This is a genomic window from Ruegeria profundi, from assembly GCF_049800715.1.
GTDB lineage: Bacteria > Pseudomonadota > Alphaproteobacteria > Rhodobacterales > Rhodobacteraceae > Ruegeria > Ruegeria profundi_A.
In genome coordinates this window covers 18,276-41,028 of record NZ_JBNAFO010000004.1, presented here as the reverse complement: position 1 = coordinate 41,028, position 22,753 = coordinate 18,276, and the positions used below count along the sequence as shown (strand labels likewise).

Sequence of the window (22,753 nt, the reverse complement as noted above, 5' to 3'; positions counted from 1 at the left end):
GGGTATGTGGCGTCAGAAGTTCAGCTGCGCGGCGACCTGAACCCGGCTGCCGTCGAAGGTGTCACCGGTCGTGGCATCGTTGCGCTCCCCATAGATGTACTCGGCGCTCAGCGTCAGGCTGTCGGTCGCCTGATAGAAGGCGTTGACGTGGATTGTCTCCAGCTCGGTGAAGTTGAGGGATCCGGTGCCATCCGAGAAGCTGTTGGTCGCCAGATCATAGTCCTCTTTACCGTAGGCGATGCCGACATTCCACTTCTCACCCAGATCCTGACGGAGCTCAATCGTGTAGCCGTCGACGTCATTGGCCTGGCCGTTGACGATGGCATTGCCAAGACCGATCAGGTAGGGGCCGATCGCCTGACCCGTCACGTAATTGACCTGGAACAGACCGCCTTCCCATGGGCGAACCGATCCCGACAGGGTCACGCCCCACTGGTCCACTTCGGTGGCACCATCGCTGGTTTCGGCTTTACCGTAGAGGCCGGAGATACGCGCGACGTACGTACCGTCGTTGTATTCAGCCGCCGCGGTCAGAACCGGGTCGTTCGAGTTCGAACCGCTGACGTTTTCCTCAAGCGATACGCTGAACTCAGTGTTCGCGCCGAAGCTGTTCGTGTAACGGATTTGCGGCTGTCGGGCGAAGGCGATGCCAACCGGGCCGTTGAATTCAACCGATGTGGGGTAGGTGTCCAGCGGCTGGAAGTTGGTCCAGTACTGACCGATCAGCCAATTGTCACCAATGGTAATGTTGGCGTGACGCAGGCGCAGTTCGGCCGTGCCGTTGGAGGCAAACAGGTCCAACTCCAACTGACCGCCGATATCACCCAGAACGCTGGGCGTGCTGGTTCGCAGGCCGATGCGCGACTGGCGTACGGTGCTGCCGAAGGTACCACTGGTTGCGGTCGAAGGCTCGCCGATGACGTTCACGAACGCGGTGTCGCCCTGGTCGAAGTCGAAGTCATAAAAGAAGTCGGCCTTGATGTAGCCGTAAATGTCCAGACTGGTGTTCCCAAGGCGGAAATCGCCATTCGCAGGACCGGCGCTGGAGGCCTCGAGGGCTTCGACCCGGGCGCGCAGAGCGTCAAGCTCGGCCTGGGTTTGAGCGTCCTGAGCAAAGGCAAGCGTGCTGGTCACACTAAACGCAGTGGCAGCGAGCAGGATTGCCTTTTTTCTCTTTGTAAACATGTGGGTGTTTCCTTGTTTGCGAGTGTGCGTGGCCAAAGTTCCACGCGCCCAGCGATCAGGGAAATCACGAAAAAGGGACGGAAAACGCGCTTTTGCTCAAGTATTTGTGCTGGAAATAAGGTCGTGATTCACTGCAGGGTGAACAGATCGGTTAACCCACGGCATGTGCGCAAAAATAATCTGCGAACAGGTGTGAATGCCTGTGATGTTGCAGGCGCAGAAATCAAGGCAGCGGCAGAGAAATGTAACGAAACTGTGACGGTTTGGGCGGCTTCAACCTGGCAAAACCATACAAGTCTTGTCGGCATGAATTTGCGCGGAGTTTCGCCTGTTGGGCAGATTCTGGCCGGAATCTTAGGTGGAAACAATAACTTGTTTGCAGACAAGATTGTGCAGTGCATCTTGATCCAGCCGTGCGACACTACTTTGCCTGCGTCGCACATGCACCTACTATTCCGTACCCCTTCCTTGCGCGGGCAGGCTTGTGTTCCCCACATCGTCCTGTCCGCGTTTTTCTTTGCACAAAAAACTGGCCTGAATGGGCATAAACCTGCGCAAAACGCAGATTTTACCCCGTTGTTATTGAATAACGGTGCCGAGTTCCTGCATCTGCCTCTAAGAGCAATACAAAAAACTACGAGGCAGACATCATGCGTATCTCAAAAGTGTTCCTTGCACTGGCAACCTGTGCGGGCCTCGCGGCCTGCGGCGATACTCTCGGCGAACAGGCCATCCTGGGCGGCGGAGCGGGCGCTGTCGGGGCAGCCGTTCTCAGTGCCGATCCGTTGGTCGGTGCGGCCGTCGGGGCCGCAGGCAACGTGCTGTACTGTAAGACGCAGAACACCTGTAACTAACGCGAATTTTCGGGGCGCAAGCCGCCCCGTCCGTCGTCACGCATTGCGCCGACGTGGGGATGCCCTCCCTGCGGCGGCTTTTTGCGTTTCCAGAACACCAAGCCAAAGGACGTTCCATGTTCAATAAGATCCTGATCGCCAACCGGGGCGAGATCGCCTGCCGGGTTATAAAGACCGCCCGCAAAATGGGTGTCGGCACCGTCGCCATCTATTCGGACGCGGACAAGAACGCTCTGCACGTGTCGATGGCGGATGAGGCTGTCCATATCGGTCCGCCGCCTGCCAACCAGTCCTATATCGTAATCGACAAGGTCATGGATGCCATCCGCCAGAGCGGCGCACAGGCCGTCCATCCCGGCTATGGCTTCTTGTCGGAGAACGCCAAATTCGCCGAGGCGCTCGACGCCGAAGGCGTGGCCTTTGTCGGCCCCCCGGTCGGAGCGATTGAAAGCATGGGGGACAAGATCACCTCGAAGAAGATCGCGCAGGAGGCCGGTGTTTCCACGGTTCCCGGCTATATGGGTCTGATTGAAGACGCCGATGAGGCGGTCAAAATCTCGAACGACATCGGCTATCCGGTGATGATCAAAGCCAGCGCCGGCGGCGGCGGTAAAGGCATGCGGATCGCGTGGAATGACGAAGAGGCCCGCGAGGGGTTCCAATCGTCCAAGAACGAGGCCGCGAACTCGTTCGGTGACGACCGGATTTTCATCGAGAAATTCGTGACCCAACCGCGTCACATCGAAATTCAGGTTCTCTGCGATAGCCATGGCAACGGCATCTATCTGGGCGAACGCGAATGCTCGATCCAGCGTCGGAACCAGAAAGTCGTGGAAGAGGCCCCGTCGCCCTTCCTGGATCCTGAGACCCGCAAAGCCATGGGCGAACAGGCCGTCGCACTGGCCAAGGCCGTGGGCTATTCCAGCGCGGGTACGGTGGAATTCATCGTCGATGGCGAGAAGAACTTCTATTTCCTTGAGATGAACACCCGTCTTCAGGTGGAACACCCGGTGACCGAGCTGATCACCGGTGTTGATCTCGTGGAACAGATGATCCGCGTTGCAAATGGCGAAAAGCTGACCATCACGCAGGATGACGTAACGCTGACGGGTTGGGCGATCGAAAACCGCCTCTATGCAGAAGATCCCTATCGCAACTTCCTGCCCTCGATCGGCCGTCTGACCCGCTATCGCCCGCCGCAGGAAACCGCTGCCGGTCCGATGCTGGTCAATGGCAAATGGCAAGGCGACGCGCCGGAGGGTGAGGCTGCTGTGCGCAACGATACCGGCGTCTATGAGGGCGGCGAGATCAGCATGTATTACGACCCGATGATCGCCAAACTTTGCACATGGGCCCCGACCCGCGAAGCCGCGATTGAAGCAATGCGCGTGGCGCTGGACAGTTTCGAGGTCGAAGGGATTGGTCACAATCTGCCATTCCTGTCGGCGGTGATGGATCACCCGAAATTCGTCAGCGGTGACATGACCACCGCCTTTATCGCTGAAGAATACCCAGACGGGTTCGAAGGCGTGACCTTGCCCGAAGGCGACCTGCGTCGGATCGCGGCCTCTTGCGCGGCGATGCACCGGGTTGCTGAGATTCGACGTACCCGTGTCTCGGGCCGGATGGACAACCACGAGCGCAAGGTCGGCAAGCGCTGGGTCGTTTCGCTGGAGGGCCAAGAACTGGCCGTTCAGGTCAACGCAGACAAGGAAGGCGCGACCGTCAAATTCGAGGATGGCTCGACCGTTCGCGTCGCATCAGACTGGACACCGGGCGATCAGCTGGCGGTGCTGGATGTGGATGGAAGCCCCCTGGTTCTGAAAGTTGGCAAGGTTTCGGGCGGGTTCCGCATTCGCAACCGGGGTGCCGATCTAAAGGTCCATGTGCGACGTCCGCGTCAGGCCGAGCTGGCCAAGCTGATGCCGGAAAAACTGCCGCCGGATACGTCGAAAATGCTGCTCTGCCCGATGCCGGGTCTGGTTGTGAAAATCGACGTGGAAGTCGGTCAGGAGGTCCAGGAGGGTCAGGCGCTGTGCACCATCGAGGCGATGAAGATGGAAAACATCCTGCGCGCCGAGAAGAAGGGCACCGTTGCCAAGGTCAACGCGGGCCCGGGCGACAGCCTTGCCGTAGACGAAGTGATCATCGAGTTCGAATGATCATGACCGCGCTCTTGGCATATCCTCAGGTCTCACCGGCGTTCTGCGCCGGTGGCTTGAGGCGTGGCAAAAGCGTTCAGCCGCCCTCGCGCCGTTCGCGAATCTCGCGTTCGCGCAGGGGGGTTTTATCGATCGAGCGGCCGATTTCGCGCACGCTCCACGGGGACGGTTTGCGCAGTTTGACCACGCCGTCCTTGTCGACAAAAACCATCTGGAACCCGCGCGGGCGCAGCTTGGACCGGATCGCGGATCGTGCGGACGGATCGGTATCCGTTAACACCACGACATCCCGATCCCGCATCGCGTCCTCACCTTCCAGCAACATGTCGATCTGCTGCTGGAACCGGGGATCTGCGGGTGTGTCGGCGAAGACGACAATGGGCCGGTGGGTCCACATGAAATCGCTCAACTCACTGTCGCCAACAGGGCGAACATATTCATCATCAGCAGGTGCTGTTCCGTCGGCGGCCATGGCAGCCAGCGGGATAAGTGCCGAGAAAACAAGGGCAAGCGTTTTGTTCATGGGGCCTCCTGTCCCGTTGAATATAGCCTCTGCGCGCGCGAATGCGACCGGCGATTTGCACAAGACGCTCAATTTGTCGCGCGTGGGCCATGCCCGGCATCTGCTCAACCACGATACGCACGGATTGCAGACTGCTGCAGGCCGAACTGACAAGAGGACACCTCGATGACCGACAAGAACGACTGGCGCGCGCTGGCCGAGAAAGAATTGCGCGGACGGCCACTGGACGATCTGACCAAGGAAACGCTGGAAGGCATCAGCGTCAAACCGCTTTATACGCAGGACGACACCGCCGATTTGCCGCATATGGGCACTCTGCCGGGGTTTGGCCCATTCACGCGTGGTGTGAAGGCGACGATGTATGCCGGGCGGCCTTGGACCATTCGCCAATATGCCGGGTTCTCGACCGCCGAGGAATCGAACGCCTTTTACCGGCGCAATCTGGCTGCGGGTCAGCAGGGTGTCTCGGTCGCCTTCGATCTGGCGACGCACCGCGGTTATGACAGCGACCACCCGCGCGTTGTCGGCGATGTCGGTAAGGCCGGTGTTGCGATTGACAGCGTTGAGGATATGAAAATCCTGTTCGACGGTATCCCGCTCGACAAGGTCTCGGTTTCGATGACCATGAACGGCGCGGTGATCCCGGTTCTGGCCAGCTTCATCGTTGCGGGTGAAGAGCAGGGGCACGACAAGTCGGTCCTCTCCGGCACCATTCAGAATGACATTCTGAAAGAGTTCATGGTGCGGAATACCTATATCTACCCGCCTGAGCCGTCGATGAAGATCATCTCGGACATTATCGAGTACACCTCGAACGAGATGCCCAAGTTCAACTCGATCTCGATTTCGGGCTATCACATGCAAGAGGCCGGCGCGAACCTTGTGCAGGAGCTGGCCTATACCATCGCAGACGGACGCGAATATGTGCGGGCCGCGTTGGATGCGGGCATGGATGTCGATAAATTCGCAGGCCGTTTGTCGTTCTTTTTTGCAATCGGCATGAATTTCTTCATGGAGATCGCGAAACTGCGCGCCGCGCGGACCCTGTGGCATCGCGTGATGACTGAATTCGGGGCGAAGTCCGAACGCTCCAAGATGCTGCGAACACACTGCCAGACCTCAGGTGTCTCGCTGCAGGAGCAGGACCCTTATAACAATGTGATCCGCACCGCGTATGAGGCGATGAGCGCCGTTCTGGGCGGTACCCAGTCGCTGCACACCAACGCTTTGGACGAGGCGATTGCCCTGCCCACAGAATTCTCGGCCCGCATTGCGCGGAACACGCAGCTGGTCTTGCAGGAAGAGACCGGCGTGACCGATGTGGTCGATCCGCTGGCGGGCTCTTACTACGTGGAAAGCCTGACCAATGATCTGATCGAGAAAGCCTGGGCCCTGATGGAAGAGGTCGAGGAAATGGGCGGTATGACCAAAGCCGTCGCCTCGGGCATGCCCAAGCTACGGATCGAGGAAAGCGCCGCGCGTCGTCAGGCGATGATCGACCGGGGAGATGAGGTGATCGTCGGCGTCAACAAATACCGCAAAGAACAGGAAGACCCGATCGACATTCTGGACGTCGACAACGTGGCCGTGCGCGAATCTCAGGTCGCGCGGCTGGAAGAGATCCGCGCCACCCGCGACGAGGCCGCTTGTCAGGCCGCGTTGGACGCGCTGACCAAGGCCGCACAAGAAGGCGGAAACCTGCTGGCTGCTGCGGTTGAGGCCGCCCGCGCCCGCGCATCGGTAGGAGAGATTAGTATGGCAATGGAGAAAGAGTTCGGCCGCCACCGCGCCGAGGTGAAGACCCTGGCGGGCGTTTATGGCGCTGCGTACGAGGGTGACGAGGGCTTTGCCGCGATCCAGAAATCCATAGAAGACTTTGCCGAGGTCGAGGGGCGTCGCCCCCGTCTGTTGGTGGTCAAGATGGGGCAGGACGGTCACGACAGGGGTGCCAAGGTGATCGCAACGGCCTTTGCCGATATCGGGTTTGACGTGGACGTTGGCCCTCTGTTCCAGACCCCGGCCGAGGCCGCGCAGGACGCCGTGGACAATGACGTGCATGTGGTGGGTATCTCGTCTCAGGCGGCAGGCCATAAGACGCTGGCACCGCAGCTTGTTGAGGAGCTCAAGAAAGCTGGGGCTGAGGACATCATCGTAATTTGCGGTGGCGTGATCCCTCAACAGGACTATCAATTCCTGTATGACAACGGGGTTAAGGCGATCTTTGGGCCGGGGACAAATATTCCCGATGCCGCACAGGACATCTTGCGCCTGATCCGCGACGCGCGGGACTGAGGCGGGGCAGGGTGCTGTCTGCCCCCTCTTTGTCTGACGGCAAATTCACCCCCAAAGGTATTTTCAAACAGAAGAAAGGCGCGGGTTTGGCTTGCGCCCTTTTGGTGTGTGCGTAGGGTGTCATCGTGGAGGGCGCGATGGAGTTGGATCATATTGCGGTGGCGGGTGCCACGTTGGAAGAGGCCACGGCGCATGTAGAAGATGCGCTGGGTGTCAGTCTTCAGGCCGGTGGCAAGCATGAGGCATTTGGCACGCATAATCGGTTGCTTGGCCTGAAGGACGGGCTGTATCTGGAGGCGATTGCCATCGACCCGGATGCGCCTCGTCCCGACAGGACGCGTTGGTTCGATCTGGACCGGTTCGAGGGTGCGCCACGTCTGACCAACTGGATTTGCCGCGTGCCCGATATCGAGGCCTCCCTGTCCGTGTTTCCCGATGGTGTGGGGTCGCCGATTGATTTGGCCCGGGGGGCTTTGCGGTGGCGGATGGCGGTTCCGCCAAATGGGCGTTTGCCTTTTGACAACTTGTTTCCGGCGCTGATCCAGTGGCAGGGGGATCTTCATCCCGCGCGTATGTTGGAGGATCACGGGTGCCGCCTTAAACGTCTGGTTGTCTATCACCCGGATGCGCTGCGCTTGGCAGAACAACTGGGTCCGCTTGATCCGGTTGTTTTTGACACGGGACCAGCGTCAATGCAGGCCGAGATCGAAACGCCTCAAGGGGTACGTATTTTGCGATGAGGGTCCGTCAGGCCCAACCAGCGGATGCAGCAGAGATCGCTTTGATCACCAACGCGATTATTCGCGACACATTGGTGACCTTCACGACCGATGAACGCAGCGCCGAGTCGATTGCCGATGATATCCGGGCGCGGGGCGCGGCGTTTCTTGTGGCTGAGGATCAGGGGCAGGTCATTGGTTTCGCAACCTATGCCCCGTTCCGATCCGGGCCGGGCTATGCCAAGTGCCGTGAGCATTCGATTCAACTGGCAGACAATGCGCGGGGCCGTGGCGTCGGGCGCGCCCTTATGGAGCAGTTGCAGCAAGTGGCCCGCAGCGAAGGGGTGCATGTTCTGGTCGCTGGGATTTCTTCGGCCAACTCGGGGGCGATCGCCTTTCATTCGGCGCTGGGGTTCGCCGAAGTGGGGCGTATGCCCGAGGTTGGGCACAAATGGGGGCAGTATCTGGACCTTGTGCTGATGCAGAAAATTCTTTCGCCCGAATGATCTATCGCACCTGACAGTCCTGCAATGGGACGCTAGTGTACGCCCATGTCGATCTGGACCCGCATATCCGACGCGCTGAGCGCTCTTGCCCAAGGTGAGAGCCTGACGGCTGTTTTCGAAAAGCTACGCTCGCCGCCTGAACGCTCGGTCGCGTTTACAATTGCCGTGATCGCGCTGGGGGCCAAGATGGCCAAGGCCGATGGGCAGGTGACGCGGGATGAGGTGACGGCCTTCCGCGACGTGTTCCAGATTGCGCGCGACGATGAAGAGGGCGCGGCCCGTGTCTTCAACATGGCTCGCACCGATGTGGCAGGCTATCAGGACTATGCCCGGAAGATCGCGCGTATGTTCTCGGAGGACAGCACCACCCTGTGCGATCTTATGGAGGGGCTGTTCCATATCGCCATGGCCGACGGGTTCTATCACCCGAACGAGAACGAGTTTCTGGAAGAGGTCAGCCGAATCTTCGGACAGACGGATGCTCAGTTTCTGGCCCTGCGCGCGCGGTTTGTGCCGGATGCGCCAAACGACCCGTATGTGGTTCTCGGCGTCTCGCGCGAAATGTCTATTGCTGAGATCAGGAAGGTCTGGCGCAAGCTGGTGCGCGAAACCCATCCCGACGCGATGATGTCGCGTGGTGTGCCGGAAGAGGCGATCCGCCTGGCCGAGAAGAAGATGATCGACATCAACCGTGCCTGGGACGAGATCAACGGCGCGACGGTTTAGGCGATGCGTCTGGCGACCTACAATATCGAATGGTTTGCCAACCTGTTTGATCGCGACGACAGACTGATCGTCGACGACAGTTGGTCGGGTCGACATGACGTGAAAAAAGCGCAGCAGGTCGAGGCGATCGCCAAGGTCCTATCCGCGATTGACGCGGATGCGGTTCTGGTCGTCGAAGCACCGAATACGGGCAAACGGCAGAACACGGTGCGCGCGTTGCAGGCATTTGCCGAGGTTTTTGACCTTCGCACCTCGCAGGCGATCATGGGATTTCCCAATGACACGCATCAGGAACTCGCGCTTCTCTACGACCCGGAGGTTCTGTCGGTTCGCCATGACCCAAGGGCGGCAGATGACGCCCCGCGCTTTGACGCGGAGTTTCGCATAGATCTGGACGTGGATGCGACGCAAGACGTGGTAGAGTTTTCCAAGCCGCCAATGGAGCTGTCGGTCCAGACCAAAGCGGGGTTTGAGTTCCGCCTGATCGGCGCGCACCTGAAATCCAAGGCTCCGCATGGGGCAGGGTCACGGGATGAGGCGATCCGTATCTCGATCGCCAACCGCCGCAAGCAGTTGGCACAGGCGATCTGGTTGTCCCGTCGGGTCGCACATCACTTGACTGAGGATGATCCAGTGATCCTGTTGGGTGACTTAAATGACGGCCCCGGTCTGGATGAGTTTGAACATCTCTTCGGGCGCTCCTCGGTCGAGATTCTGTTGCAGGCGGGTCTCTTTGATCCCCATGCGGCTACGGCGTATGGGCCGCGTCCCGGATCGGTGCCCGCGACGGCGCGGTTTGGGCGACCCGAGAACGGCACGTTCCTTGAGGCGTTGCTGGACTACATCATGATCAGCGAGGATTTGCAGTCTCGGCGACCTGTCTGGCGCATCTGGCATCCGTTTCGAGATGCTGCCTGCTGGGCCAAACCTGACCTACGAGAGGCCCTTTTGACCGCGTCGGATCACTTTCCGGTCACGTTGGATTTTGAGCTGTGACCTTTCAACTGGGCGCGGAAAGGCTTACATTCAGCATATGAAACATATTCTGATGATCGGCGCGATGGTAGCCGCTTTTGCGCTGCCTGCAGCGGCCGAGGAAGAAGATGCCCCAACGCTGATGGAGCAGGGGGCCGAGTTGTTTTTCGAGGGCCTGCGACGCGAGATGGAGCCGGCTTTGGATGAATTGCTTGGCCTTGCAGATCAATTTGGCCCCGCAATGCAATCCTTCATGCAGGAGATGGGACCCGCGCTGGCAGAACTCGCCGCCGAGGTAAAGGATTGGAGCGTCTACGAGATGCCCGAAATCCTACCCAATGGCGACATCATCATCCGCAAGAAACAGACCGAAGATGCGCCTGAAACACCCGAAGCTCTGCCGGAGGCCCCGGACGGAGCCACGGACATCTAGGGGCAGCTCAGCCCTTGATGACCACACGCACTTCGGATTTCAGGGCATTTGCCAGTGAATTCAGGCGGGACTCGGCGACTTCGTTGAACAGGGGCTGCACGGATTTGGGCAGCACCAGATCAAGCTCACGCTTTTTGGGATAAAAGCGTAGCTTGCCCACATGTGCATCGCTGTCCATGCACAACATGGCCCCGAACCGCATAGCCTTGCCCAGAATCTCGGCCTGTTTTTGGTCCTTTTCATCCAGCAGCTCGTAGAGCGGCGCAAATCGGTTGCCCTCGCGTTTGTTGCGATAGCGATGTTGCAGCGCAAGGCCGATGAATACGCGTTCGGAGTGTTTCAGCCCCCCGAGATTGGCGCGGGTGACATAGTCGAAACAGACCTCGGCCCGGTAATCAGGATGCGCGCGCCAGCTGACATCATGCAAAAGGCAGGCGGCCTTGATCAGACGGACCTGCGTCGCAGGCGCAGATTTGAACAGAGGCATCACAAAATCAAAGAGCGTGCGGCCCATACCGGGCAGGCGGGCGTCTTTCGCCTCGGAAAACCGGCTGGCCTCGATCAGGGGGTCGCGGTCGCGCTGTTCCTGCGACATCTGCTCATACAGCAGCCCTTCTCGGATGCCATAGCTTGAGATCGCGATATCCTTAGGCTTGAAGGTGCGGATCAGCCGCGCAAGCACGTCCATCGCATAAGGGATCAGCGCCATACGAGAGCTTGAAACCCCGGCCTGACTGCGCAGTTTGTCATGATCGTTCGTGTCGATGAACTTGATCGTCTCGCGCACTTGCTTGGTGGTCATGCGGTATTCGTGCAGGACGTTCAGCGGATAGCCCCGCCGCAGCATGTCCAGTCGTGCAAAGGCACGCCAGCTGCCGCCCACCAGAAACAGCCGGTCGCGCTGCTGACCCATCTGGCTGTGCAGCTCTTCCATTGTGGATTTTATATGGGCCTTGCGCGCCCGCCGCCCGCCCTTGATGTCGCGCAGCTTCAGCGGACCAAGGGCCGAGGTCACGCGACGGCCGACATCGCCGCCTCCGATCTCGGCCAATTCCATCGACGAGCCGCCTATGTCGCAGATCAAACCGTAGGCACCGGGCCAGCCCAGCATAACGCCTTGGGCTGACAGGCGCGCCTCTTCCTGACCGTCGATCACAGCCACATGCAGGCCGGTTTTGGATTTCACGTCCTGACAGAATTCGGGCCCGTCTTTCGCCTCACGTACGGCGGCGGTGGCTACGACATGCAGCCCCGGCAGGCCGAGGTCCTCTGCGATCCGCTGAAAGCGCTGCAGGGCGGCCATCGCCCTCTCACGCCCACGGGGGTTCAAGTGGCCGGTTTCGGACAGTCCCGCGCCTAGCTCGCACATGACCTTTTCGTTGTAGAAATAGGCTGGTGACCGCGCCGCGCCATCAAAGACCACCATTCGGACTGAGTTCGACCCGACATCGACCACGCCTACACGTGACAGCGCCCTTGTGCCGGGGTCGTCGAACAGAGGTCTTCCGAAAGGCCCCCAATCAGGAATGTCGGTTTCGACGGTCTGGTCCATGTCTTACCCAGAAATTTCGCTGTCAGAATGCGCAATTGGCGCGCTTGGGTCAATCATTCGGTTCGCCATCGTCAGGGTCCATTTTCAAGACTTGGATCGCCAAGGCACGCGTGATATCCCGTTTCTCGGACAGCGCGAAATCGTCCAGCTGTGCGACCACATCGGCGGCGGTTTCAAAGCGTCGATCCATATGCTTGACCAGATAGGCAATCACCTCGGGGCCGGGGTTCAGCTGCCGGTCGACAAACAGTTTCGCAAGCACCGCGCAGAGTAGCGCATCATCCGGTGGATCAAGCGCCACGTGATGCGCGCCCTCGACCCGGCTTTGTAGATCCGCCAGCGGCATTTGCCAAAATTTCGGCGCCAGACGACCCGTCATCAGCAGGGCGTGACCCTCGGCCAGAACAAGGTTGTGCAGGTGAAACAGCACTTTCTGCTGCTCGATATCACCTGCGATCATCGGAACGTCTTCAACCGCAATCGGGCTACGCGCCAGATCGGGCACGTCCTCGTAGCGCAGCCCCTGGGCTTTGATGATGCGCCCGCCGGTTTCGGCGGCCCAGACATGAGCCAGGTGGGTCTTTCCCGCGCCCGCCGGGCCGCTCAGCACCAGTTTGTTGCCGGGCCATGAGGTGGCCGAGATCATCGCAACCGCAAGCGCATTCGCCGGAGAGACAAAGAAATCTTCTCGCCCCAGCGCGGTTATGGCGGGCAAATCGAAGCTTAATTGTCGAGCCATTTACGCGTTGTCCTGATCCTGGCTTTCGAGGCCGGTATATAGGCGGCTATCCAGATAAACCGACGTCCCGAACCGCGCCAGCACACCCAAAGCTGCCGCGACTGGAACGGCGACCAGCATTCCTACAAAGCCGAAAAGTGCACCAAAGACCGACAAGGCCAGCAACAGCCAGACCGGGTGTAGGCCGACCGAGTCGCCGACTAGCTTAGGCGTAAGGAAGTTGCCCTCTGTCACCTGTCCCAGCGCAAAGATACCTGCGACTAGCCCGATATGCGCCCAATCCCCCCAGAACTGGAACAGCGCCAGCCCAATGGCCAAAGTGCCGCCGATCAACGCGCCCAGATAGGGTATGAAGGTCACCAGCCCGGCGATGAAGCCGACGATCAGGCCGAATTGTAGCCCGACAAGCATCAGGGCGACCGCGTAGTAAGTGCCAAGGATCAGACAGACTGTGCCCATGCCCCGAACGAATGAGGCCAGCACGTTGTCGATCTCACCGGCAAGACGTTTGATGGTAGGGGCGTGGTCGCGGGGCAGCAGCTCTCCAATCCGGGCGACCATGCGGTCCCAATCCAGCAGCAGGTAGACCGAGACGACAGGCACGATGACAAGCAGCACCACCACGTTGATTGCCGAGCCAAGCGAGGCCACAACGGATTCCAGCACATCCCCAGTCTTGGATTTCAGCGTCTCACCCAGCCCGACGAGGAACTGGTGCGAGCTGGATTCGCGGTCTAGAATCGACGGGAATTGCTTCTCGATGAAGGCGCGCAGCTCCTGGAACAGGCTGGGCACTATGTCGACCAGGTCGATCAACTGCGTGACCAGAGCTGGCACAACCATCAGAATCGCAAGCACAAATCCAAGGACGCCGACCACGGTGATGATCCCGGTGGCAGCCATCCGCGACAACCCCAGCTTTTCCAGCCGATCGGCGACGGGGTCGAGGAAATAGGCGATTGCGCCGCCGATCACGAAGGGCAGAAGCACGTCGCCCAAGGCCCACAGGATCACGACAAAGACAACCGTGGCGATGCCCCAGTATCTCAGCTGATCCTTAACCGGCAAAGCCATGGCGCATCCCTTTGTTGCACAGCGTTGCCATGTTCTTGGCCCATGACGCGCGGCGATGCAAGCGGTTCATGGGCCTCGGTTTCTGCGGGTCAGTCGGTCAGCGTGCCAAGTTCCGGAGTATCCCCTGTTGCGGTCTCGTCCGGCCAGTTGGTGCGCCAGATTTCAGCGGACCAATGGCCGCAATGCACGGCGGGGCGGTCAAAGCCGGGCAGGGCGGGTAGCAGAGGCTCAACAACCACATCATGACGCGGAACGGCGAAATAGGGGAACGAGTACCGCTCGCGCCCTGATCGGTTGACGACGCGGTGCGGCGTGGATTTCAATCGACCGCCCGACCAAAGTTCCAGCATGTCGCCGATATTGACGACAAAGCCGCCCGGCGGGCAGTCGGGCGTGATCCAGTCTCCGGTGCGGGTTTGTACCTCGAGCCCTCCGACGGGATCGGGGGCGATGATGGTCAGCGCGTCCGTGTCCTTGTGCGGATGAATGCCATAGCCGCCCTCATCTGGCGCCTGCGGAGGGTAGTGGAGCAGGGTCATGTTGGTCATCGGGTCGCGGAACGCGTCGCGCAATTGGCGTTCCGGCAAACCCAGTCCGGTTTCGAGCGCTGCGAGCAGAAGGTCTGCCACGTCATCCAGCATCGACCAGTAGGTCAGGATGACATCGCGTGACCCCGGCACTTCGACCGGCCAGATGTTTGGGCCATACAGCCCGCAATCTTCACGGATTGCAGCATCAGCGTCGACTTCGTGATGCAGCTTGTAGCCTTCGTATTTGTCGGCTTTGCCCGAGCCGTCATTTGGCGTGAAGAACCCCATCGGGATAAACCCGCGATAGTTCTCGCGGGTGATGGCTTGTTTCCATTTTGAGGCCTCTTCGACCGCAAAGATCGCGCGCGCCGTGTCGCGCACCTCATCAACGGTTGCCTGGGGAATGCCAGTGCCGGTGATCGATAGAAATCCTATCTCCGTGCAGGCTGCCAAGATCTGTTGAACGGTTTGGTCGTGGTCAGGATGCGCGGCGTCGCGCAAAGGGCTGAGGTCGATTGTCGGAATGTAGTCCATCAGTGAATCCTGACACCTTGCCGGTCCAGTTCAGCGTGAACTGGGGCAAGGTTCATGCTGTGCAGCTCCTGGTTGCTTTTCAGTGACAAGGCTGCCGCGATGCCGGCCCCTTGCCCCATGACCGCGCAGCACGCCATGTTGCGCGTGGCCGCATGGGCCACCTTGTCGGCCCCGTGTGAACGTCCGGCAACCAAAAGCCCTTTGACACCTTTGGGCAGCATCGAGCGATAGGGCACCTGCATATAGCGGCCAGTGGTTGGCAGGATCAGGATGCCGTAGCCGTCGATAAACTCGGGATAAATGCCTATTGTGTCCTCGAACCGGCCCTGATGGCGCGCGTCTTCTTCGGTCATGTTGTAGACCGCGTCGATCTTGCGCGTGTCGCGGATGCCGATGGTCATCCCGAAATTCCGCAGGCGGGCGTTTTCACATCCCGGCATGAAGCGGCGCAGCGCTTCGATGGCCAGCATCGACTGGCGGCGGCCTTCGATCTCACCCTTTGTGAGGCTGTCGGGGTCGGTGCCGTCGATTTCAGCCAGATGGATGAGGTTCATATAGGTCAGCTCACCCGTGTCGTGCATCGCGCCCCAGGTGCCTGCGATGGTGTTCAGATGAGGCGGGATCAGACCCTCATCAATCGCCTGCTGGAAAGGCTTGTGAACGAAGGGAGAGAACATGTCGTCCTCTTTGCCCGAGGTTTCGATGTTCCATTCGCCACCGCCGCCCCAGTCTTTATAGGTCTGCGGGTCGGCTTTGACGCCTTCCATAAAGGCGCGTTTGTCGACACCGGCGAGATGGAACATTACCGAAGCAGCCATCATATCCTCGCGCGCGGTCTTGTAGGTGGGGGCGCCAGCGCGGTGGGCGACATCGGCGTCGCCGGTCGCGTCGATCACGACCTTAGCCAGAATCGCTTCTCGACCGGCTTTGGATTCGGTGATGATGCCGGTGATGCGGTCACCCTCCATGATAGGAGCGACGAACTGTCGGTGCAGCATCGGATGCACGCCCGCCTCTTCGACCAGCTTGTCTGCCACCAGCTTGAACCCTTCGCTGTCCAGTTCATAGCTGAGCGACTGGCTTTCCGGTACTGCAGCGCCCATGTCTTTGGCGCGGGTTTCGAACTCCATGCCGATACCACCAGCCTCGACCGTTTGTTCGTGGCGATACCAGGCGAATCCTTCGACCCCCACGGCGGTAATATTGCCGCCCATGCAGCCGAAACGATCGACCAGCGACACTTCGGCCCCGGCGCGCGCGGCGGCCAAGGCGGCGGCTAGCCCTGCGGGGCCGGAGCCGACGACCAGAACATCTGTCTGGTGAACAACAGGGATTTGACGGGCGGGTTCCGAGATTGTCTGCATCGGGGCCTCATGATTTTACATTTCCGTCACATTTGAGGTTCCTGATTGGCTGGTCAATAAAAAATGCGACGGACCTGAGGTCGCAAAATCACCAATGGCCGATTGCCCCCGGCGGGGGTTTGGCATAATCACCTTGAAAAGCTCAAATCCACCTTTGAAGGTCACCCAATGCGCCTTAGCCGTTACTTTCTGCCCGTTCTCAAGGAAAACCCCTCCGAGGCCCAGATCGTCAGCCACCGGCTGATGTTGCGCGCCGGGATGATCAAGCAGGCTGCTGCCGGGATCTATTCCTGGCTGCCGCTGGGCTTCAAGGTCCTGCGCAAGCTGGAAAACATCGTACACGAGGAACAGGCGCGGGCAGGCCATATCGCGATCCAGATGCCAATCCTGCAATCGGCGGACCTGTGGCGCGAGTCCGGCCGCTATGATGACTACGGCCAAGAGATGCTGCGGATGCAAGACCGTCACGGTCGCGACATGCTGTATACGCCGACGGCCGAGGAACTGGTGACCGATATCTTCCGCGGCCATGTCAGCAGCTACAAGGACCTGCCGCTGACCCTCTACCAAATCCAGTGGAAGTTCCGCGATGAAATCCGCCCGCGTTTCGGCGTTATGCGAGGGCGTGAGTTCTACATGAAGGACGGTTACAATTTCGACCTGACCAAGGAAGACGCGCTGCACGCATATAACCGCCATCTGGTGAGTTACCTGCGCACCTACGAACGCATGGGCCTGCAGGCTATTCCGATGCGCGCCGATTCCGGCCCGATTGGCGGCGATGACACGCACGAGTTCCTGGTTCTGGCCGACACTGGTGAATCCGAGGTCTTCTATGACAGCGCCGTCACTGATCTGACCTTTGGCGACCGTCAGATCGACTATGATGACCGCGCGCAATGTCAGGCGATTTTGGAAGAGTTCACCTCAAAATACGCGCGCACGGACGAAACCCATGATGAGGCGCTTTTCAACCAGATCCCAGAAGAGCGCCGCCGCGTGGCGCGCGGGATCGAAGTGGGGCAGATCTTTTACTTCGGCACCAAGTACTCGGAAGCCATGGGCGCGACCGTTCAAGGCCCCGATGGCAAACCGACCCCGGTTCACATGGGCAGCCATGGTATCGGCGTCAGCCGCCTGATCGGCGCGATCATCGAGGCCAGCCACGATGACAAAGGGATCATCTGGCCTGAAGGTGTGACGCCGTTCCATTGCGGCATCGTCAACCTGAAGCAGGGTGATGAAGAGGCGGATGCGGCCTGTGACATGCTCTATGGTGCTCTGACCGCTCTGGGCCTTGAGCCCCTCTACGACGACCGCAACGAGCGGGCAGGGGGCAAGTTCGCCACCATGGACCTGATCGGTCTGCCATGGCGCATCACCGTCGGACCGCGCGGCCTGAAGAACGGTGTAGTCGAGCTGACCTGCCGCCGCACAGGCGAAAGTGAAGAGCTGAGCCCCGAAGCCGCTGTCACCAAAATTGCCGGGATTTATGAGCAGATCGCCTGATCCGCTCATCTCGGTCATCACCGCGACCTACAACCTGCTGTCCCAGGGGCGGCAGGACAGTTTCAAAGGCGTTGTCGATTGCATGCAGCGCCAAAATTGCGCGCGGGCCGAGCATATAATTCAAGACGGCGCCTCAACCGACGGCACCGTCGCTCTTTTGCACGAGTTGACCGAAGGGATGCCGCGCACGACCGTGATCAGTGAACCGGATGGCGGTTTGTATGACGCGATGAACAAGGGCGCGCAGGCGGCAAAGGGTGAGTACCTTTTGTTCCTGAACTCAGACGACTCGCTGGCCTCGGATGGTATTCTCAACCAAGCCGCAGATCGGCTGGAGGCGACCAAGCCGAATTTCCTATATGGCTCAACGCTGCGCCGTTATGAGGATGGTGGCGAGACGATGGAAAAGCGGATGTCGCTGAAAGCCATCCTGCAGCGCATGCCGTTCTGCCATAACTCGGTCTTCATTCGTCGTGATGTGTTTCAGGCGCTGGGCGGGCACGATAGCCAGTTCCGTATCGCTGCCGACTATGACCTGATGCTGCGCTTGATTGGCTCGGGCTATCAGGGTGAGCGTATGGATGAGCCGATCTCACTGTTCTGGGATCGCGGCGCGACCAGTGATCAGGACGCGACTGGCAAGGATTACGCTCGGGTCTGGATGAGCTACTACGCGGGATTCAAATCCGCGAAAGCCCTCAGTCTGGATGATTTCGCCGGGTTCTATCGACGCGGCCACATGCCGGCTCGTCTGATCTGGGAGCTCTTACGGCGACCCGACACACCCGAGTCGATCAAGATCGCCGCGCGCCACAGTCTGGCAAAAACCCTGCGCCGGTCCGTTCAATTCTGGCGCAGTTTTTAGGCCCGTACGACCGGCCGCGCAGTCAGAATGTCGCCGTCTGCGTCGTTCCCGCGGGCCACAACGATCGGACGCCCCATGCGACGTACCAGCTCCCGAAGCTCAAAGCCCAGAAACCGGATCCCGCAGATGCGTGCGCCGGTGTCGCGGTCGGTTACGCAAAGACGCCCTTCGCGAAACGCAAGGCGATAGCCTTTGTCCCTCAGGACCTCGGCCAAATTGTTCCAGCTAACTGCGCTTGCAAAGATCGGACGGATCGCAGCACGAAGCAGTGCCGCAGTTTCACAATCCAAATCTGATGAAGGTTTGCGGGCCAAAATCGGGCCCGTCCCAAGTGTTGTATTTTGAATATTCATGAGCGACCCCCGCTCTTTCAAATGTGTTCCCCCAAAGTCAGGGTGACAAAGTTTCTGATATTAAGCAAAAAGCGAAATAAAATTGCTCAATTGTTGTGGCATTTTGAGTTCAGTGCCTCACGCAATGCCGATATTGACTTCATAGCTGAAACAATAGCGGCCTGTCTGTGAAGGTCGTCACAACCTCTGGTGTAACCAATTGGCGGGCAAGACTACTTTTACCCTGCCAAAGGACCGGTAAGTGATTCGTTTCGATCTGGAGGCAGTGCAATTTGACCTCGGCAGATTTGCTGATAGACGAGGGCACGCCCCAGAGAAAGGCCGCAGGTTCGTGCTGAGTTTCGCCACTATTGTCTATTCCAAGGATTTTCCGCTGCTCAGGCTTCAGGCGATGTCTATGGCCAGGTTTGTTGCGCCGGATCAGGTGGCCTCGATCCATGTTATTCTGAACGATATAGATGAGGCCGGACTAGCAGCGAAGATCGAACCGATCCTGCAGTACTATGGCCCGCTGCGTCCTAAAGTGCGGATTCTGAAGGGCGAAGAGGTGTTGCTGGGCGAGGGGCACACTGCGCGGCGGCCGCTGAAAGATCGTATCCTCATCGAAGACCGCTATCGCCTTCCCCTGATCCGCAAAGGCGGTTGGCGGGGCAACAATGGCTACCGCATGCAACAGGTACTGAAACTGGGCGCGGCGCGGGTGGCAGAGGCCGAGAGCATCGTCATTCTCGACACCAAGAACCTGTTCCTGCGGTCGTTCGAAGAAGGCGAGTTCTTCTCCCCCCAAGGACCAGCCCGCATTCAGTTCATGCCAGTTCAAAGCGACTATCACCGCAATTGGTTGCTCCAGAGCCTTGAAGCTTTGGGTGTTGAACACCCGCTGACGGACGACCTGCGCACTACGACGTTTTCAACGCCTTTTCCGGTACGCCGGACGCTGGTCCTTTCGCTGCTTGATGAGATCAATACACGCTACGGCTCGGTTCAGGCGCTTTTCGCGTCTAAACGGCGGCCATCGGAGTTCATGTTGATGAACGCGTTCTGTCTGATGTCACGTGATGGCTATGCGCCGTGGTTCGAACCCGCTGACCCTGCGCATATCGGGATGTGGCCGACTTATTCCACGGATGAACTGGCTAAGCTGGTCGCGCGGCTGCAGGACGACAGATCGCTGACCCTCGGGCTGCACAACAGGGCGGTTGCAAACTTGCCAGAGGATTTGCGCGGGCAAGTCTATGCGGCCCTTGAAACGCGTGGCATATGCGATCGTCAGGTGACCGAAGAGGTTCTGCAGCAAACTTCCGCGCTTTCGAGCTGACCCATAAGGACAAGCGGCTTGACCCGCGGGCGAAATGCCGAAAGGGTCGCGCCAAACCAGAAAAACCCCGGAGCAGGCATGGCCAAAACACCCCCGCCTTTCGCCCCTTTTGAATGGAAGATCGCCTGGCGCTACCTACGCGCGCGTCGGGCCGAGGGTGGCGTGAGCGTAATGACCTGGATCTCGCTGATCGGGATCACGCTGGCTGTTTTTGCCCTGATTGCAACCCTAGCGGTGCGCTCGGGGTTCCGAGCCGAATTCGTTGGCACCATTCTGGGGGCCAACGCGCACGTGACGGTCTATTCCTCGGGTGAGATCGACGCGCAGGGGCGGGTTGACCGGACCATTGCAGATTTTGAGGATCGTACGGCGCGTCTGGCGCAGGTGCCCGGTGTTGAACGGGTCGCCCCACTGGTCAAAGGGCAGGTGCTGATCACCAACCGCGACCGCAGCAGTGGGGTTCAGGTCTTCGGGATGCGACCGGACGATCTGCGCGACTTGCCGGGGATCGCGGAAAGCGAAGAAGCGGTTGGCGATCTGTCCCAGTTCCAGACGGGCGAGGACGTCATTGCCATCGGTTCCGGCGTGGCCCGCAGTATTGGCGCCACGGTTGGCGACACCGTCAAACTGACTTCGCCGAACGGGGTTAAGACGGCCTTTGGCACCTCACCACGAGTAAACGCCTATCGCGTTGTCTACGTGTTCTCGGCCGGGCGCTACGATATCGACCGCACGCGCGTCTACATGCCATTCTCGCAGGCGCAGAGTTTCTTTAACCGTGAGGGTGTCGCCGACGAGATCGAGGTTATGGTCGAACGCCCCGAAGACCTCAATCCGATCCTGATCCCCATCCTTGAAGCCGCAGGTGAGCGCAGTCAGATATGGACGTGGCAGGACGCCTCGGGCGGGTTCCTGAGGGCACTTGAAGTCGAGGACAACGTGATGTTCATAATCCTGTCGATCCTTGTCCTCATTGCGGCGATGAACATCGTCTCAGGCCTGATAATGCTGGTCAAAAACAAGGGCCGAGATATTGGCATCCTGCGCACCATTGGTCTCAGCGAGGGCTCGGTCCTGCGGGTGTTTTTCATCTGCGGCGCGTTCACGGGCATCATCGGCACGGTCATGGGCGTGATCTTGGGTTGCCTCTTCGCGCTCTACATCGACCCGATTTTCTCGTTTGTGAACTACGCCATGGGCGGTGGTGTCTGGGATCCGTCGATCCGTGGGATCTACGCCTTGCCCGCGGAACTTCACCTCAGTGACGTTCTCAAGGCGATTGGCCTGTCTCTGGGCCTGTCTTTCCTCGTCACCTATTTCCCTGCCCGCCGCGCCGCGCGGCTGAACCCGGTTGAGGCGCTGCGTTATGAATGATGTGAGCTTGCGGCTGAACGGTCTGACGAAAACTTACCTGCAAGGCACTCCGGGTGAGGTGCAGGTTTTGCGCGGGATTGATCTGGAGTTGCAGGCAGGGGAGGCCGTCGCGCTTGTTGCGCCGTCGGGTGCAGGCAAGTCGACCCTGTTGCATATCGCCGGGCTGCTGGACACGCCGGACAGTGGCAACGTTGAGATTGCGGGTCAGGATCTTGCAGGAAAAGGCGACCGCACGCGCACTTCTGTGCGGCGTCAGGATGTTGGGTTCGTCTACCAGTTCCACCATCTGCTGCCTGAGTTCACAGCGCTGGAGAACATCACCCTGCCACAACTCGCCAACGGTGTGTCCGAGCGGGATGCGCAGGACAGGGCGATGTCCCTGTTGGACCGTGTCGGAGTCGCCCAACGCGCCGATCACCGTCCGGCGGCGCTGTCCGGGGGGGAACAGCAGCGGGTCGCGTTCTGTCGTGCTTTGGCCAACGCGCCGCGCGTATTGCTGGCGGATGAGCCGACGGGCAACCTTGATCCGGATACATCTGATCAGGTGTTTGAGGCCCTGATGACCCTGGTGCGCGACCAGGGCCTGTCTGCTCTGATCGCCACGCACAATCTGGACCTGGCCGCACGGATGGACCGGATCGTCAGGTTGGAAGGTGGAGTGCTCAAGCCAGTTGAGTGATCGCCACTCCAATCGCCATCACCGCAATTCCTCCTGCGCGCATCAAGGTAAGTGGCGTGACCTGCGCGCCGAACAGGCCGAAATGGTCGATGGCGGCCGTGCTGATCAATTGACCCAATAGGACAAAGAACACGGCGTTGCCGACGCCGAAATGCGGCGCGACATGGGTGATCGACAGGACGTAGAAAGCAATCAGAACGCCCGCCAGCAACAGGTGTTTCGGGGCCTGCGCCACTTTTGACAGCGCCTCAAAACCGGGAAAGACCACCATCACCAGCGCGGAAGACCCGAAGGCGATGGCAAACAGGATCACAGCCGCGGTCGTCGGCGAGCCGATAAGCTTGCCGAGCGCCGCGTTCAAAGCTGCAAGGATTGGGACTCCGATCCCGGCGGCCAACATGATGGCTGCGTATTGTGTCATGGCCCGAACCCTCTTTACCCGTACTCGTTGATCTGGATCATTGCGCCAAGGCGCGCAGCGGGCAAG

Annotated in this window: 22 protein-coding genes; 13 read left to right on the top strand and 9 right to left on the bottom strand. The window is 59.7% G+C overall.

The window, feature by feature from the left end:
* Positions 1 to 12: 12 nt before the first annotated feature.
* Positions 13 to 1,185 (bottom strand): DcaP family trimeric outer membrane transporter, encoded by a 1,173-nt coding sequence (locus tag ACP15L_RS08145; RefSeq protein WP_425083797.1) that lies wholly within the window; start codon positions 1,183 to 1,185, stop codon positions 13 to 15.
* A 650-nt stretch (positions 1,186 to 1,835) separates the two neighbouring features.
* Here ACP15L_RS08145 and ACP15L_RS08140 point away from each other — a divergent pair.
* Both ACP15L_RS08140 and ACP15L_RS08135 read left to right on the top strand, forming a co-directional pair.
* Positions 1,836 to 2,039: a hypothetical protein gene (locus tag ACP15L_RS08140; RefSeq protein WP_170462027.1), complete on the top strand. Its 204-nt coding sequence runs from the start codon at positions 1,836 to 1,838 to the stop codon at positions 2,037 to 2,039.
* A gap of 116 nt (positions 2,040 to 2,155) precedes the next feature.
* Entirely contained in the window at positions 2,156 to 4,201 is a 2,046-nt protein-coding gene (locus ACP15L_RS08135; RefSeq protein WP_425083796.1) for an acetyl-CoA carboxylase biotin carboxylase subunit, read from the top strand.
* Positions 4,202 to 4,277: 76 nt separating this feature from the next.
* Here the strand turns inward: ACP15L_RS08135 and ACP15L_RS08130 are convergent, their stop codons facing one another.
* On the bottom strand, positions 4,278 to 4,724 hold the full coding sequence (locus ACP15L_RS08130) for a DUF4174 domain-containing protein (protein WP_170378042.1): 447 nt from the start codon (positions 4,722 to 4,724) through the stop codon (positions 4,278 to 4,280).
* 165 nt (positions 4,725 to 4,889) lie between these two features.
* On the opposite strand from ACP15L_RS08130, the gene scpA reads away from it, so the two are divergent.
* The 6 genes from scpA to ACP15L_RS08100 all read left to right on the top strand — a co-directional run bounded on the left by scpA (position 4,890) and on the right by ACP15L_RS08100 (position 10,375).
* Entirely contained in the window at positions 4,890 to 7,016 is a 2,127-nt protein-coding gene (gene scpA / locus ACP15L_RS08125) for a methylmalonyl-CoA mutase (protein WP_425083795.1), read from the top strand.
* Between the two features lie 137 nt (positions 7,017 to 7,153).
* Positions 7,154 to 7,756 (top strand): VOC family protein, encoded by a 603-nt coding sequence (locus ACP15L_RS08120; protein ID WP_425083794.1) that lies wholly within the window; start codon positions 7,154 to 7,156, stop codon positions 7,754 to 7,756.
* Positions 7,753 to 8,241 (top strand): GNAT family N-acetyltransferase, encoded by a 489-nt coding sequence (locus ACP15L_RS08115; protein ID WP_170378047.1) that lies wholly within the window; start codon positions 7,753 to 7,755, stop codon positions 8,239 to 8,241. Before ACP15L_RS08120 ends, ACP15L_RS08115 begins: the two co-directional genes overlap by 4 nt.
* A gap of 45 nt (positions 8,242 to 8,286) precedes the next feature.
* Positions 8,287 to 8,967, top strand: a complete 681-nt coding sequence (locus ACP15L_RS08110; protein ID WP_170378049.1) for a TerB family tellurite resistance protein — start codon at positions 8,287 to 8,289, stop codon at positions 8,965 to 8,967.
* 3 nt (positions 8,968 to 8,970) lie between these two features.
* Positions 8,971 to 9,963, top strand: coding sequence for an endonuclease/exonuclease/phosphatase family protein (locus tag ACP15L_RS08105; protein ID WP_425083793.1), 993 nt, complete (start codon positions 8,971 to 8,973; stop codon positions 9,961 to 9,963).
* A 37-nt stretch (positions 9,964 to 10,000) separates the two neighbouring features.
* Positions 10,001 to 10,375: a hypothetical protein gene (locus ACP15L_RS08100; RefSeq protein WP_170639407.1), complete on the top strand. Its 375-nt coding sequence runs from the start codon at positions 10,001 to 10,003 to the stop codon at positions 10,373 to 10,375.
* Between the two features lie 7 nt (positions 10,376 to 10,382).
* On the opposite strand, the gene ACP15L_RS08095 is transcribed toward ACP15L_RS08100, so the two are convergent.
* The 5 genes from ACP15L_RS08095 to ACP15L_RS08075 form a co-directional block, all read right to left on the bottom strand.
* Positions 10,383 to 11,927 carry a Ppx/GppA family phosphatase gene (locus ACP15L_RS08095; RefSeq protein ID WP_425083792.1) on the bottom strand — a complete coding sequence of 515 codons (1,545 nt, stop codon included), beginning with the start codon at positions 11,925 to 11,927 and terminating at the stop codon, positions 10,383 to 10,385.
* Between the two features lie 49 nt (positions 11,928 to 11,976).
* A complete protein-coding gene (locus ACP15L_RS08090; protein ID WP_425083791.1) occupies positions 11,977 to 12,666 on the bottom strand; it encodes a chromosomal replication initiator DnaA in 690 nt (229 codons plus the stop codon).
* Entirely contained in the window at positions 12,667 to 13,740 is a 1,074-nt protein-coding gene (locus tag ACP15L_RS08085) for an AI-2E family transporter (protein WP_170378059.1), read from the bottom strand.
* Between the two features lie 89 nt (positions 13,741 to 13,829).
* Entirely contained in the window at positions 13,830 to 14,804 is a 975-nt protein-coding gene (locus tag ACP15L_RS08080; protein ID WP_425083790.1) for an isopenicillin N synthase family dioxygenase, read from the bottom strand.
* On the bottom strand, positions 14,804 to 16,168 hold the full coding sequence (locus tag ACP15L_RS08075; protein ID WP_425083789.1) for an FAD-dependent oxidoreductase: 1,365 nt from the start codon (positions 16,166 to 16,168) through the stop codon (positions 14,804 to 14,806). The genes ACP15L_RS08080 and ACP15L_RS08075 overlap by 1 nt, the downstream gene beginning before the upstream one ends.
* Before the next feature lie 168 nt (positions 16,169 to 16,336).
* On the opposite strand from ACP15L_RS08075, the gene proS reads away from it, so the two are divergent.
* Together proS and ACP15L_RS08065 are read left to right on the top strand one after the other, a co-directional pair.
* Entirely contained in the window at positions 16,337 to 17,677 is a 1,341-nt protein-coding gene (proS, locus tag ACP15L_RS08070; protein WP_425083788.1) for a proline--tRNA ligase, read from the top strand.
* Entirely contained in the window at positions 17,661 to 18,542 is an 882-nt protein-coding gene (locus ACP15L_RS08065) for a glycosyltransferase family 2 protein (protein ID WP_425083787.1), read from the top strand. The genes proS and ACP15L_RS08065 overlap by 17 nt, the downstream gene beginning before the upstream one ends.
* On the opposite strand, the gene ACP15L_RS08060 is transcribed toward ACP15L_RS08065, so the two are convergent.
* Entirely contained in the window at positions 18,539 to 18,895 is a 357-nt protein-coding gene (locus ACP15L_RS08060; RefSeq protein ID WP_425083786.1) for a hypothetical protein, read from the bottom strand. The genes ACP15L_RS08065 and ACP15L_RS08060 overlap by 4 nt on opposite strands.
* Before the next feature lie 397 nt (positions 18,896 to 19,292).
* On the opposite strand from ACP15L_RS08060, the gene ACP15L_RS08055 reads away from it, so the two are divergent.
* From ACP15L_RS08055 to ACP15L_RS08045, 3 genes are all read left to right on the top strand, one after another.
* Entirely contained in the window at positions 19,293 to 20,213 is a 921-nt protein-coding gene (locus ACP15L_RS08055) for a DUF6492 family protein (protein WP_425083785.1), read from the top strand.
* A gap of 78 nt (positions 20,214 to 20,291) precedes the next feature.
* The gene (locus tag ACP15L_RS08050; RefSeq protein WP_425083784.1) at positions 20,292 to 21,587 is read left to right on the top strand and encodes a lipoprotein-releasing ABC transporter permease subunit; all 1,296 of its coding nucleotides are present in this window, start codon (positions 20,292 to 20,294) and stop codon (positions 21,585 to 21,587) included.
* A complete protein-coding gene (locus tag ACP15L_RS08045; RefSeq protein ID WP_170701684.1) occupies positions 21,580 to 22,266 on the top strand; it encodes an ABC transporter ATP-binding protein in 687 nt (228 codons plus the stop codon). The genes ACP15L_RS08050 and ACP15L_RS08045 overlap by 8 nt, the downstream gene beginning before the upstream one ends.
* Here the strand turns inward: ACP15L_RS08045 and ACP15L_RS08040 are convergent.
* Positions 22,250 to 22,687, bottom strand: coding sequence for a DMT family transporter (locus tag ACP15L_RS08040; protein WP_170461979.1), 438 nt, complete (start codon positions 22,685 to 22,687; stop codon positions 22,250 to 22,252). The genes ACP15L_RS08045 and ACP15L_RS08040 overlap by 17 nt on opposite strands.
* Between the last annotated feature and the right edge of the window lie 66 nt (positions 22,688 to 22,753).